We start from the raw sequence: 12,591 nt of genomic DNA, 5'->3' as shown, positions 1-12,591 counted from the left end.
TTAGAAGCCCCTGTTATTGGGGCTTTTTGTTTTCTAAACGGTTTGCTTCTTTCGCGATGGCTTTGACCATGCCTTTAAATATGAAGAGATGGGCTGGCATCATTGCAAACCAATAAAGCAGCCCAAGAAACCCTTGCGGGTGCCACCAGGCGGTAATATCCAGCTCTCGTTCGTCACCGAGATCTTTGATGGTAATTTCTAAACGCCCAAGGCCTGGGCCTTTCATACCAAAAAACAGTGAAAGAAACTGATTATTATCGCAGCGAATCACTTTCCAAGAGTCAATAAAATCACTGACTTTAAGCTCTGGTCCAGGAGGAGAAACGCGAATCGGTTTTCCGCCACCAAAAAAGATATCGAGCCATTCACGTGTACGCCACAAGATGTTGGCAAAGTAATAGCCTTTTTCGCGACTCCCGATCTTTTGCGCCACTTTCCATAATGCCGCAGCGGAGGCATGAGTTTTAATGCTCGCTCCAGCTTGTTTTGGGTAATAGCCATATCCTGGTTGCCATCGACGAAGCGCTGCGGGTTCAAACCCCCAGACATTACTGCGTACAAATGTGCCTTCATCTTGAATGGTATCAGTTACCGCTTGCTCGTAGCTGATCAGCGTTTGAGGAAATCGTTCTTCAATCGCTTTGGAGTCTGCAATGTAGTCGTGCTCTAAGCCCGCAAGTAATGCTTTACCGATACTAGTTGGCACTGAGGTAACTAAACCTAGCCAGTACGATGCCATTTTCGGAGTAAGTAGCGGGGTCGACCACAGCCGATACGGCTTGTTCGTGATTCGGCAAATGACTTTGAACTGTTCGCGGTAGCTAAGTGTATCTGGCCCACCAACTTCATAAATGTGACTTTCTTCTGGAGAGGGGGCTTCTGCTAACTTCAATAAATAGTGGTTGAGATTGGGCAAGGCAATAGGGTTCGCTTTTGAGTCGACCCATTTAGGCGCGATCAAAATAGGTAAGTTGTAGACAAAGTCACGCATGATTTCGAAAGCGGCAGAGCCGGGGCCGATGATAACGCCAGCACGCAATTCAGTTACTGGAACACCAGACTGTCGAATTATTTTTCCCGTGGCTTTACGAGCGGCTAAATGGCGAGAGTTTCCGGTTTGAGGTTGAATGGCACTCAAATAGATAACATGCTCGACGGAGCTTTGTTCCAACGCATATTTGAAGTTCAAAGCAAGGTTTAGTTCGTACTCAACAAAGTCATCACCTTGAGCCATCCCGTGCACGAGAAAAAATACTAAATCAAAATCGTTCACTACAGCCTTCGTGGTCTCTGCGTCAGCCAAGTCGAGATACCTTAACGTTAAATTAGGGTGAGGCTGAGTTCTTGACTCTAAATAATCAATATGTCGCGCCGCTGCTGTGACGGCGTAACCTTTATCTAAAAGTAACGGAAGAAGTTGAGAGCCAATGTAACCCGAGGCGCCTAGTACCAACACCTTTTTCATTATCTGTCCTTTTATCGTTGGTGGAATAAACACCACAGAGTATAATCATGAGACACTTTCCCCATTCTATCAATAAGTTGTCGTTGGAGCGCTTGTGACTTTTCTTTCTCAACTCTCAATACACGCAGATAAAGCATTCTTACGTCGTTTATTTGCAATCGCGTTACCAATTACACTGCAAAGCATGATGTTTTCAAGCCGAAGCCTCGTCGATGTTCTTATGCTTGGTCAACTTGGTGAAGCAGAAATTGCCGCTGTTGGAGTTGCTGCGCGCGCGACTTTCGTCACCACCATCATGTTAGTTGGGGTGACAACGGGCGGTGCGTTGTTAACCGCTCAATATTGGGGGGCTGGCGATAAAGTTGGGGTGCGTCGCAGTACCGCTTTAACATGGATGATCGCAATGATGTTTGCTGCGATTGCTGTTGCTTTGTTTGTTGTTTTTCCACAGCCCATCATGAGTTTGACTACCGATTCACAAGAAGTGATTGAGCTAGGGGCCAGCTATCTCATTATTTCGTCGGTTAGCATGTTTGCTGTTGCATGTGTGGCCAGTATGTCGGTGGGCCTAAGGGCGATGCACCAACCAGGCTTAAGCACTTTTTTTAGTGGTATAGGCATTTTATCTAATGTGTTTCTTAACTGGGTTTTAATTTTTGGTCAATTAGGCTTTCCTGCTCTGGGTATTACGGGAGCAGCGATAGCAACGGTAATCAGTGGCGCGATCGAAGTAGGTTGCCTGTTTGGTTATCTATGGTTGAAAAAACACATAATCGCATTTGGTTGGGATGATATACGCGCAGGATTGGTCTTAGATAAAATTACGCGTTTCTTGAGCCTCTCTTTGCCAACCACATTTAACTTCTTGGCGTGGGCTGGTGGGCTGTTTGCTTATCACGCCATCATGGGGCAAGCAGGTGTACAAGGTTTGGCGGCACTTTCCGTAATGACACCTGTTGAGTCGATCGCATTGGCGATGATGATTGGTTTATCGAATGCGGCTGCAGTTCTAGTCGGGAACCAACTCGGCGCTCGTAATTTTGAACCCGTTTATTATCAAGCATGGGCTACGGTCATTTTGAATGTGCTTATCGCATTTGTGGTCGCCGTCTTGTTGATAGTGTCAAATCAATGGATCCTTAATGCGTTTAGTGCACTGACAACAGACACTCGCGAGCTAGCTGAACAGTTTATGGTGATTCTAGCGTTGGGTGTCGTGTTACGCTCGGTGCCGATGATGGCGATTGTTGGTGTATTACGCGCGGGCGGTGATGTTAAGTTTTGTTTGTATCAAGACATCTTGGCGCAGTGGGTGATCGGGATTCCACTCGCAGCATTTGCAGCGATTTATCTCAATTGGGACCCACAATGGGTTTACTTACTCTTTTTGACAGAAGAAGTTGTGAAGTGGGTGATTTGCTTGCCAAGAATGGTTAGCCGAAAATGGATGAAAAACCTGATTGGCCAGTAAGGAGGAACAGAGTTTATTTTGGCTGCAAAAATCTGCTCAAAACGTCAACAAAATTAGCAACAGAAAGTGAATCGAGTTGCATTTGTACTTCCATAGTGTGATCAAGCATTCAAAATACTTTCTACTAACAGGATTTTAGTGTAGATTCTGATCCCAATTTTTAAACACCATCCGAGCGGCATAATCAATGTTAAAACTGTCAGACCTATGTAAAGGCTATGTAGACGGGGGAGAGTTTCACCCTGTATTACAAGGGGCAGAATTAACATTGCAGCAAGGCGACCAAGTTGCTCTGATGGGAGAAAGTGGTTCGGGTAAAAGTACTCTGCTGAATTTAATCGCCGGATTAGATACTGCCGACTCTGGTGAAGTACAGTTTCCAAATTTTGCTATGCATGAAGCACCGGAGCATTTAAGAACCCTTTATCGCCGTAACAATATTGGGAATATCTTCCAACAATTCAACCTGCTTCCTACACTTAATATTGCCGACAATATTCGTTTTTGTCGTCAGTTAAAAGGTCTGCCGGAAGATAAAGAGTTGTGGCGTCAAATTCTTTCTGCTTTGGACTTAATGCCATTGCTAGGACGTTATCCGGAAGAGGCGTCTGGTGGTCAGCAACAACGTGCGGCGATTGCTCGTGCACTCTATATGGAGCCAAAAATCCTGCTTGCTGATGAGCCAACTGGTAGCCTAGACGAGCGAAACGCAGAAGCAGTAATGCGCTTACTAACGAGCCTCGCTCGCCAACTGGAGTGTACTTTGCTGTTAGTGACGCACAGTGAAAAAGTGGCCGCCCATATGGAAGGAAAGATTCGACTTCAAGGAGGGCAGCTACATGTTATGGCCCGTAGTTAAGGCACTACTCGGTCATTACCGTCGTTACCCTCTACAAATTATTCTTGTCTGGCTGGGATTAACTTTAGGCGTGTCCCTCCTTGTTGGTGTTACTTCTATCAACCAGCATGCAAAACAAAGTTATGCCACTGGTGAAAAGCTTTTCTCCAATCCTTTGCCGTACCGAATCCGAACGAAGCACTCTGCCAATAAAATTCCTCAAGGTTTTTATATTCAGTTACGTCGAGCTGGGTTTAACCAATGTGCACCGTTTGACGTGCTTCATCTAGATGCCAAGACCGATATGAGCCTGATGTTGGTGGGGATTGATCCTGTCGCGATGATCCCACTACAACAAGGAAAATCGCTAGGTGAGATGCCTGTTTTATCTCTAATGAAGCCTCCTTATCCTATTCTCGTTAGTCAAGATTTAGCCGCTTACATGAGTTGGCAGGATGGGGACTTCATTGAGATGAATGACGGAAGCCGTCTTGGGCCTATTCAAGTAGATAAGGACAAGATGCTTTCGGGTACTCGGTTGGTTACTGATATATCGTTGTTGCGTATGCTCAAGCGGAGCTCAGGTTTGTCTGCGATTTCTTGTGGCGAAATGCCAGAGGAAAAGCTGATAGCACTGAAAAACATGTTGCCAAACGGAATGACGCTCGTTAGGAATACGCGTACTGAGCTTGAGTCGCTAACTAACGCATTCCATATGAATCTCACCGCGATGGGAATGCTCTCGTTTTTGGTTGGGTTGTTTATTTTTTATCAAGCGATGTCTCTGTCTTTCATCCAGCGACAACGTTTGGTAGGTATTTTGAGACAGACTGGTGTTAACGGAACACAGTTAGCGCAAGCCTTATTGCTAGAGTTGTCTTTGCTCGTCTTTATTGCGTGGGCGTGTGGTAACTTTTTTGGCTTGATCTTAGCAAATGAACTTATCCCAGCAGTGTCTTCGAGCCTGAGTGATTTGTATGATGCCAACGTAGGCTTAACCATAGGATGGTCATGGCAATCTAGCTTATACAGTCTAATCATGGCAGCGATGGGTGCGTTGATATCGTGTCTGTGGCCATTAATCCGTTTGTTGAAGTCACAACCAATCCGCCTTTCTTCTCGACTGTCGCTAATGCGATTTGCTGGAAGAGAGTTCTCTTGGCAGGCGCTTGCGGCATGTGCGTTTTGTGTCGCTGCAATAGCGGTATATCAGGCGCCGAAAACACAAGAAACCGGCTTTGCTATTATTGCGCTGATGTTGGTTAGTGTGGCGTTGTTTATGCCATTTATTATGTGGCATATGTTCCAAAGTTTTTCTTATACCATGCGATGGGTTCGTGTCCGTTGGTTTTTTGCTGATGCAGCAGCCAGCATGAGCTATCGCGGTGTGGCTACGATGGCGTTTATGTTAGCGCTGGCGGCAAACATTGGTGTAGAAACAATGGTCGGAAGCTTTCGAGATACAACCGATAAGTGGCTAAATCAGCGATTAGCGGCTGATGTGTACATCTATCCGACCAACAATTCAGCCGCTAGGATGAGCGCATGGCTCCAGAATCAGCCAGAGGTGAACTCGGTTTGGTGGCGCTGGGAAAAAGATATGCCGACCGAGCATGGTGCTCTGCAAGTTGTGAGTACGGGCTCTTCTGAAGGTGAGTTAGACTCACTTACCGTCAAGTTAGGTGTCCCAAATTACTGGTATCAACTGCACGCTACCAAGAGCTTAATGGTCAGTGAGTCGATGGCCTTGAAGCTGGATATCCGCCCTGGCGATTTCATTAACTTGCAAGAACCGCTTGGTGGTGATTGGCAAGTCGTAGGCGTTTACTACGATTATGGAAACCCATATAACCAGGTGATGATGTCGCACCGGAATTGGCTGTATGCATTTGCAGGTACGGGTAATGTTGGTCTTGGCGTAGTATTAAAAGATAACGTCAATGGAGAAGGGCTGAAAAATCGCTTAGAGAATGTATTCCGTCTTCCGCAAGATCGTGTGTTTGATAACGGTAATATTTATAGCCAAGCAATGAGAGTGTTTGATCATACCTTTGCTATAGCAGGAACCTTGGGCAATATCACGCTGATTATTGCCGTGTTTGGTTTATTCTTTGCGACGTTGGCAGGAGAACTTTCACGGCAGCGGCATTTTTCCTTATTAAGATGTATGGGTGTGTCCGGAAAAGAACTTGTCGTATTAGGTGGTTTGCAGCTATTCGTCTTCGGAGCCATTTCTGCGATTATTGCAGTGCCGCTCGGCTTGGCGCTCGCACATTTGATCGTTGATATTATCATTAAGCAATCATTTGGCTGGTCTCTAGAGCTTCAAACGATTCCATGGGAGTATGCTCAAACCATTGCTTGGGCGATGCTTGCCATTATGGTTGCTGGCGCATTGCCAGTTATTAGAATGATCAAAAGTACACCGATGAAGTCATTAAGGGACGCGTTGTAATGAAAAAAATGGGCTCTAAAAAACGCTTGTTGGTTTCAACGCTCATTGTTGTTACGTTCGCTTTTCTGACTGGGGCTGCTTTTTACTCAACTTTTTGGTTAGAGGCGACAGCAACACGAGAAAGCGAACTTGATTCTATCTTAACGCGTGAAAATCAAACGATTTTCGAGCCTGTACTACCTAATGAGCATGTCTCTTTACCCTCAGACTTTCGCTTTCATCCCGAGTATCAGCATGAATGGTGGCACTACTTTGCGAAACTAAAAGATGAGCAAGGCAAGATCTACAATGTTCAATGGAGCTATTTTAGGGTTGCGACGGACGAGCGAGAAACCAGCGGTTGGCAGAACCCTCAATTGTACATTTCACATGTTGTCGTCAGTCATGGCTCGCATGTATGGAAAGAGCAACGGGTAGCTAGAGGTGGGATAGGCCAAGCTGGTATGATCAATCGCCCTTTCAGGTTATGGATTGATAATTGGACTTGGCGATCACTCGGTGCGACGCCTTTCCCGGGCAACTTGAATGTGAATACTGATACGTTTGGACTTGAGCTCAATACCATGACAAGCGGCCCCTTTGTCGTGAATGGAGACAAAGGTTTCCAAGTTAAACATGCGTTGCAATCTGTTGCTTCTTTTAGCTTCAGTGCTCCATTTTTAAAAGTAAAAGGTAGCTTAAGCTTAAATGGTAAGCGATTCTCAGTGACGGGTTCTGCTTGGGCGCAAAAAGAATGGGGCAGCGGCTTAATTGGTGAGGGGCAACAAGGCTGGGATTGGTTTGTTTTCAATTTAGATGATGGTCGAGCATTAACTGTTAGCCGTTATCGTCACCATGGGCAAACACCGCACGTATTTGGCACGTTGTCGACACGCTCAGGTAAAGTCATCAACCTCTCAGACGATGATATCAGTATTAAACCAATGCAAGTGACCAGTTTATCCAATGGAAGAAGGTTACCTTTGCAGTGGATTATCAATATTCCGAAGCATCAAATTAATTTGACTACCCGCATTATCAAGTCAGATATGTGGCTACCCTTTGTAATACCTTACTGGGAAGGGCCTACTTTAGCCTCCGGCTCCAATGAGGCTTGGGGCTTTATGCAGCTGACAGGCTATTGAGTTGTGAAGAAAACCACCCCCTACGGGTGGTTTTTTAGTGCGCGAAGCTTCCTAGCTTTTTCTCAAAAGTACGGGGTTATCATGATGGTACAAGCCGTGTTATGCTGATTTTCTCATCATCTTGATAAATATTTGGTGCGACAAAAACAAATACGATCTCCGATCAAAATTGAGTGTCATGTTGGAAAATACGATGTATAGTAAACTTAACATCGAAAAAACCGAAGTTTATACTCTGAAGAAGCGATTATTCTAAAGTTTTCGACAGCTATACACTCTTATCACTCTTTGTTAATCGTTTATTAAGATAATAAATATAAGGACGAAACCATGAACGATGTCATTCGTGACTTTTTCAAAATGGAATCAGCAGGTGGTATTCTTCTCGTAATTGCAGCGGCAATTGCGATGACCATTGCTAACTCACCGCTGGGCGAAACTTATCAATCTGTACTGCATACTTATGTATTCGGTATGTCAGTTTCTCACTGGATTAATGACGGCCTAATGGCTGTTTTCTTCTTACTTATTGGCCTTGAAGTGAAGCGAGAGCTACTTGAAGGAGCGCTAAAATCAAAAGAAACCGCAATTTTCCCTGCTATTGCGGCGGTTGGTGGTATGTTAGCCCCTGCTCTTATTTACGTTGCGTTTAATGCTAACGACCCAGAGGCGGTTTCTGGCTGGGCCATTCCAGCTGCGACGGATATTGCATTTGCTCTAGGTATCATGGCGCTACTAGGTAAGCGCGTACCAGTAAGCCTTAAAGTGTTTTTGTTAGCTCTCGCTATTATCGACGATTTAGGCGTGGTTGTTATTATTGCACTGTTTTACACAGGTGATCTTTCTAGCATGGCGCTGCTTGTTGGCTTCATCATGACTGGTGTCCTGTTCATGTTGAATGCGAAGGAAGTAACGAAACTGACACCATACATGATAGTCGGCGCGATCTTATGGTTTGCGGTACTTAAATCTGGTGTTCACGCAACACTTGCAGGCGTAGTGATCGGCTTTGCTATTCCTCTTAAGGGTAAACAGGGCGAACATTCCCCACTTAAGCACATGGAGCACGCACTTCATCCATACGTGGCATTTGGTATCTTACCTCTATTCGCATTTGCAAATGCGGGGATTTCGCTAGAAGGCGTATCGATGTCAGGCCTAACTTCAATGCTGCCATTAGGTATTGCTTTGGGGCTACTGGTTGGTAAGCCTCTAGGTATCTTCACCTTTAGTTGGGCTGCTGTGAAAATGGGTGTAGCTAAGCTACCGGAAGGCATTAACTTCAAGCATATCTTTGCGGTCTCTGTGTTGTGTGGTATCGGTTTTACAATGTCTATATTCATTTCCTCTTTAGCGTTTGGAAATGTAAGCCCTGAGTTTGATACCTATGCTCGACTAGGCATCTTAATGGGCTCGACGACAGCCGCGTTACTTGGCTACGCGTTACTGCACTTTTCTTTGCCTAAGAAAGCGCAAGCGTAAGATACACACTGTTTAGTAAAGCCTCCCATTCGGGAGGCTTTTTTATGTCTGCAGATCGGCACATCAACCACTTCAGGGTGGTTACTTTTGTGACCAACTAAGGTCTAGCTTATGGAGTTGGGGCAAATCATCGAAAGAGGCGCTTGGTAAATCTACAGGCGAAAAAAAGCCCAGCCGAAAATTTGACTGGGCGGATACAAACATAGGAGTTAATAAGAAAAAAGCAGCAACGTAACAATTAGATGGAAACAAGTTTGACGGCCAGTGAAACTTCAAATGCCCTAACTGTTACGTATATTCAGACCGAGCCTTTTCCAAACAGTTCCATTTTTTTTCAAAAAATTTCTACTTAATGCTTTCTAGCTTCTTACACACCCGAAAGTAATAGAAAAGTCGAGATGGATTACCAACTTGGTGAAGTGACTAACTTCTGTGTTTCTCATTTTATCTCCCCTAGAACCGAAGATGTATTTCATACTCTCGTCGCTTACTCCGAGCCGTCAAGGCATTGTTAGCGTTTCAATTGCGATGGTCTGAGAAGTTTGATCGTTTTCTTCTGACAAGCTTCACTGGAGTATTCGATTGAATTTCAAAAGATTAGATCACACCTTTTGCTGTCTGGTCAGACCAATTGGTTAAAGTGTGATGTTAATCATTTGTTAATCTTAAGTTTCGGGAGTATATTTTCAAACAGTTGTTTAATACGAGTGATTAAAATGGCCCCGAGAACATCAACAAAAGAAAAAATACTCGATGTCGCAGAAGGACTCTTTGCTGAACATGGCTTTAATGATACTTCGCTAAGAACGATAACAGGTAAAGCTAACGTTAACTTAGCATCGGTAAACTATCACTTTGGCGATAAAAAAACGCTGGTTAGAGCGGTTTTAGATAGGTATTTAGAAGCACTAATGCCGAGCATTAAGACTTCATTAATTGAGCTAAACACGCGCGATAGCTACAACATGGACGATGTCTTTGAGTCATTGCGATTACCTTTACGTACATTAAATGATGTACGCCCAAATGGTACTGCGCTATTTATGTTGTTAATTGGCCGCGGTTATACAGACGTTCAAGGTCATCTACGCTGGTTCATTACCACCAGATACGAAGAGGTACTGAACCTTTTCACTTTCTCGATAATGAAGGCGAACCCGGAACTATGTGAAGAACAGTTGTTTTGGCGATTGCACTTCACGTTAGGAACCTGTGTATTTACGATGGCTTCAAGCCAGGCTCTTTCGGAGCTGGCAGAAAGTAAGTTTGAAAAGGAAGTCGATGTGAAATCTGTCGTCGATTTACTGATTCCATATTTGTCAGCAGGAATGTCAGCAAAGCAGTTGGCATAAGACAAATAAGAAAGTTAAACCAATAATAAGATTATACCCCGAGCGGTTACGTGAACAAAAGGATCTGAACTATGAGCTCTCTACGAAGAAAATGGATTAGTGACCCGGCTTTTAAAGTGTTCAAAAAAGTATTGCCACCTCTGTCTAGCACCGAGAAAGAGGCGATGGAAGCGGGTAGTGTATGGTGGGATGCCGAACTATTCTCAGGCAAGCCAAACTTCACAACATTGCATCATTATCCAACGCCTACACTGACGGCAGAAGAGCAGTCATTTATGGATAATGAGCTTGAAACCCTGCTAGAAATGCTTGATGACCAGAAGATTGTCAAAGAAGACAGGGATTTACCACCTGAAGTATGGGAATACCTACGTAAAGAGCGATTTTTCTCTTTGATCATCTCGAAAGCATATGGTGGTCGTGAATTTTCCGCTTTGGCGAACTCAACCATTGTTTCTCGTATTGCGACTCGAAGTATCAGTACCGCGGTATCGGTAATGGTACCGAACTCTCTTGGCCCTGGTGAGCTGCTATCGCACTATGGTACGCAAGAGCAAAAAGATTACTGGTTGCCTCGTTTAGCTGATGGTACAGACATCCCTTGTTTCGCCCTAACTGGCCCTGAAGCGGGTTCTGATGCGGGTGGCATACCTGATCAAGGCGTGGTTTGTTACGGCACCCATGAAGGCAAAGAAGTGCTTGGCGTGCGAGTTAGTTGGAATAAACGCTACATCACGCTTGCGCCAGTTGCGACAGTGCTCGGGTTAGCATTTAAACTGCAGGATCCTGAAGGGCTACTTGGTGACAAGAAAGAGGTTGGCATTACATGTGCGTTGATTCCCGCTGACCATGAAGGTGTCGAGATAGGTGAGCGCCATGATCCTCTGGGGTCTGCGTTCATGAATGGCCCAACTCGTGGTGAAGATGTCTTCATCCCTATGGACTGGTTGATCGGTGGCGCTGATTACGCAGGTAAAGGTTGGCGTATGCTGGTTGAGTGTCTTTCTGCTGGTCGTGGTATATCTCTTCCAGCGCTTGGCACAGCGATTGGTCACCTTACTACACGTACAACAGGTGCTTATGCTTACGTGCGTAAACAGTTTGGAATGTCGATCGGTAAGTTTGAAGGCGTCGCAGAAGCGATGGGGCGCATTGGTGGTCTTACTTACCTACTAGAAGCGACGCGTACGCTAACGACGACTTCTCTCGATATGAAAGAAAAACCTGGGATTGTAACCGCGATTGCCAAGTACCACATGACGGAAATCGCGCGTACCATTCTAAATGATTCGTTTGATATCCATGCGGGTCGTGCGATTCAAGATGGCCCAATGAACTATCTTGCTAAACATTACCTTGGTATCCCGGTTGCTATCACCGTTGAAGGCGCGAATATTCTGACTCGTAATCTGATGATTTTTGGTCAAGGTGCGACTCGATGTCACCCATATGTTCTAAAAGAAATGGAAGCCGCGGCGAATCCAGATTCTGAACAAGGTGCGAAAGAATTTGACAACTTACTCTTTAAACACATCAAGCACGCGCTCGGTAATACATTCGGTGCATTTGGTGCAGCACTAACTGGTTCTCGATTTGTCAACGCGCACATGAGTGGCCCAACGCAGCAATACTACAAAGACATTACTCGTCTCAGTCGTGCACTTGCAGTAAGTGCAGACTTTGCGATGTTAACCTTAGGTGGAGACTTAAAGCGTAAAGAAATGATCTCCGCACGTTTGGGTGATGGGTTAAGCTATCTATACATGGCATCTGCTGCCTTGAAAAAGTATGAAGATGAAGGCCGTCAACAAGGCGATCTAGACTTCGTTCATTACGCTGTTCAACACTGTTTGTATAACGCTTCTAAGTCATTAAATGAGGCTTGCACCAACTTCCCTGTGAAATACGTTGGCGGTGTGCTTAAGGGGCTATTGTTCCCGCTTGGTAATCATTTCAATAAGCCAAGTGATGAGCTGTGTGTGAATTTGGCTGAAGCGATGATGACGCCAGGTGCGCAACGTGATCGACTTACGCATCTTTGTTACATCGGGAAATCAGAGAATGACAGCGTAGGCTTAATGGAGAATGCATTCCTTGCAATGTACGACATTAAACCTTTGGAGCGTAAACTTATGAAGGCTGCGAAGGATGGTAAAGTGGCTCGTAAAGGTCTGCTACATGATCGTTTGCAGCAAGCATTTGAAGCAGGCGTGTTAACTGAGCAAGAAATTGATCAAATCATGGCTGCAGATAAATTGCGCTACAAGGCGATTCAAGTTGACCACTTTAGTCATGACTTTTCTGAAGTTCGAACTCATAGCCCAAAAAAGTCGCAGTTGAATCCGGCGGCATAATAGACAACTAATGTTAAGAAAAGCACCTCAATGAGGTGCTTTTTTGTATT

Annotated in this window: 8 protein-coding genes; 7 read left to right on the top strand and 1 reads right to left on the bottom strand. The window is 44.9% G+C overall.

Annotated elements, in window-relative coordinates:
• Window positions 1-13: 13 nt before the first annotated feature.
• Window positions 14-1,465, bottom strand: a complete 1,452-nt coding sequence (locus tag R7P74_RS02100) for a DUF2867 domain-containing protein (RefSeq protein WP_225472785.1) — start codon at window positions 1,463-1,465, stop codon at window positions 14-16.
• Between the two features lie 94 nt (window positions 1,466-1,559).
• Between R7P74_RS02100 and R7P74_RS02095 the strand changes: the two genes are divergently transcribed.
• The 7 genes from R7P74_RS02095 (at window position 1,560) to R7P74_RS02065 (ending at window position 12,541) form a co-directional block, all read left to right on the top strand.
• A complete protein-coding gene (locus R7P74_RS02095) occupies window positions 1,560-2,936 on the top strand; it encodes an MATE family efflux transporter (RefSeq protein ID WP_225472786.1) in 1,377 nt (458 codons plus the stop codon).
• Between the two features lie 187 nt (window positions 2,937-3,123).
• Window positions 3,124-3,795, top strand: coding sequence for an ABC transporter ATP-binding protein (locus tag R7P74_RS02090; protein ID WP_005378040.1), 672 nt, complete (start codon window positions 3,124-3,126; stop codon window positions 3,793-3,795).
• Window positions 3,776-6,229, top strand: coding sequence for an ABC transporter permease (locus R7P74_RS02085; RefSeq protein WP_005378038.1), 2,454 nt, complete (start codon window positions 3,776-3,778; stop codon window positions 6,227-6,229). The genes R7P74_RS02090 and R7P74_RS02085 overlap by 20 nt, the downstream gene beginning before the upstream one ends.
• A complete protein-coding gene (locus R7P74_RS02080; RefSeq protein WP_042521997.1) occupies window positions 6,229-7,353 on the top strand; it encodes a lipocalin-like domain-containing protein in 1,125 nt (374 codons plus the stop codon). The genes R7P74_RS02085 and R7P74_RS02080 overlap by 1 nt, the downstream gene beginning before the upstream one ends.
• A 330-nt stretch (window positions 7,354-7,683) precedes the next feature.
• Window positions 7,684-8,835, top strand: a complete 1,152-nt coding sequence (gene nhaA, locus R7P74_RS02075) for a Na+/H+ antiporter NhaA (RefSeq protein WP_005378034.1) — start codon at window positions 7,684-7,686, stop codon at window positions 8,833-8,835.
• Window positions 8,836-9,551: 716 nt separating this feature from the next.
• On the top strand, window positions 9,552-10,187 hold the full coding sequence (locus R7P74_RS02070) for a TetR/AcrR family transcriptional regulator (protein WP_005378033.1): 636 nt from the start codon (window positions 9,552-9,554) through the stop codon (window positions 10,185-10,187).
• 71 nt (window positions 10,188-10,258) lie between these two features.
• The gene (locus R7P74_RS02065; RefSeq protein WP_318122628.1) at window positions 10,259-12,541 is read left to right on the top strand and encodes an acyl-CoA dehydrogenase; all 2,283 of its coding nucleotides are present in this window, start codon (window positions 10,259-10,261) and stop codon (window positions 12,539-12,541) included.
• Window positions 12,542-12,591 lie beyond the last annotated feature (50 nt).

Source organism: Vibrio sp. 2033, from assembly GCF_033339735.1.
Note: the sequence above shows the minus strand (reverse complement) of the source record. Positions and strands in the feature narration are given on the sequence as shown.

Coding starts and splice junctions, on each gene's coding strand:
- nhaA (WP_005378034.1), top strand. CDS start 7,684: ATGAACGATGTCATTCGTGACTTTTTCAAAATGGAATCAGCAGGTGGT.
- R7P74_RS02085 (WP_005378038.1), top strand. CDS start 3,776: ATGTTATGGCCCGTAGTTAAGGCACTACTCGGTCATTACCGTCGTTAC.
- R7P74_RS02080 (WP_042521997.1), top strand. CDS start 6,229: ATGAAAAAAATGGGCTCTAAAAAACGCTTGTTGGTTTCAACGCTCATT.
- R7P74_RS02070 (WP_005378033.1), top strand. CDS start 9,552: ATGGCCCCGAGAACATCAACAAAAGAAAAAATACTCGATGTCGCAGAA.
- R7P74_RS02065 (WP_318122628.1), top strand. CDS start 10,259: ATGAGCTCTCTACGAAGAAAATGGATTAGTGACCCGGCTTTTAAAGTG.
- R7P74_RS02090 (WP_005378040.1), top strand. CDS start 3,124: ATGTTAAAACTGTCAGACCTATGTAAAGGCTATGTAGACGGGGGAGAG.
- R7P74_RS02100 (WP_225472785.1), bottom strand. CDS start 1,465: ATGAAAAAGGTGTTGGTACTAGGCGCCTCGGGTTACATTGGCTCTCAA.